This window comes from Oliverpabstia intestinalis (assembly GCF_009696065.1).
In the GTDB taxonomy this organism is placed as follows: Bacteria; Bacillota; Clostridia; order Lachnospirales; family Lachnospiraceae; genus Oliverpabstia; species Oliverpabstia intestinalis.
In genome coordinates this window covers 1-1,310 of sequence record NZ_VUMS01000086.1, presented here as the reverse complement: position 1 = coordinate 1,310, position 1,310 = coordinate 1, and the positions used below count along the sequence as shown (strand labels likewise).

General features: G+C 41.2%; 1 protein-coding gene. It reads right to left on the bottom strand.

Going from position 1 to position 1,310, the window contains the following annotated elements:
• Positions 1-1,229, bottom strand: a 1,229-nt coding sequence (locus tag FYJ57_RS15030; RefSeq protein ID WP_154433280.1) for an IS256 family transposase, incomplete at its 3' end; no start/stop codon positions are given.
• Between the last annotated feature and the right edge of the window lie 81 nt (positions 1,230-1,310).

Below are 1,310 nucleotides of genomic sequence, written 5' to 3'. Positions count from 1 at the left end.
CGTCCTTCGTACATAATACTTAGTTCTCCATAGACCGCTCCCCAGTTTCGGATTGTGGAAGTCCACTTTTTGGTTGCTTCAAAGGTTGCCAGATACAGGGCTTTCAGTAGTGCTGTATCACTCGGAAATACGCTTCTTTGGCGATTGAGTTTCCGGTAGGTGGAATTCAGCGATTCAATGGCATTGGTCGTATAGATGACCTTTCTGACGGTTGCTGAAAACTTGAAAATTGGAGCGATCGCATCCCAGTTATCTTTCCAGCGTTTCATGGAATTCGGGTATTTTGGAGTCCATTTCTCGGTCACTCTCTCAAGGGCTGCCAGTGCCTTTTTCTCATCAGCCGCCTGATAAATTGTCTTTAAATCAGTTGCAAATGCTTTTCTGTCTTTATCCGAAACGTATTTCAGGGTATTTCGAACCTGATGAACGATGCAGCGTTGATACTCCGTTTTCGGAAATGCTGCCGCAATTGCTTCCTTTATTCCGGTAAGGCCATCCGCACAGAGGATTAAGATATCTTTTACACCTCGATTTTTCAGTTCATTTAACACAGAGAGCCAGTATTTCGAACTCTCATTGTCTCCAACATTGATTGTCAATACCTCTTTCTTCCCTTCCGTATTGATACCGAGAATGACATAGGCAGCCAATTTACGGATGATACCATTATCACGGACAGAATAATGTATCGCATCTATGTACAAGATTGGATATACCTCGTCTAATGGTCGATTCTGCCAGTCTTCAATCTGTGGCAGAATCTTGTCCGTAACATCTGAGATAAATCCTTCTGATGTCTCAAAACCGTAGATGTCCTCAATCGTCTCAGATATCTGTCTTGTAGTCATCCCTTTGGCATACATGGAGATAATCTTCTGATCAATATCAGAAATATCTTTCTGACGCTTCTTTACTACCTGCGGTTCAAAAGTAGATTTTCTGTCTTGAGGAACTTCAATCTCCATAGCTCCATAACTGCTGTTTACACGTTTCCGCTTGTAGCCATTGCGATAATCGTCATTGTCCGAACGCTCGGATTTCTCGTATCCAAGATGGTCATCCATTTCAGCTTCCATCATTTCTTTGATGGTTCCGCCTAAAAGATCTTTCAATGCATCCTGGATATCTTCAGCTGTCTGAATATCATATTCCTCCAAAAGCTGATGAATAATGTTCCGTTTTCCTTCTGTCATTTGTACTCTGTGTACAGGTTTCTTTTGTCTTGCCATAATAAAAGGCCCTCCTATGATTTTATTTTATCATAGAAGAACCTTCTAAATACTATTTTACAGAAAAAGTTTCACACACTC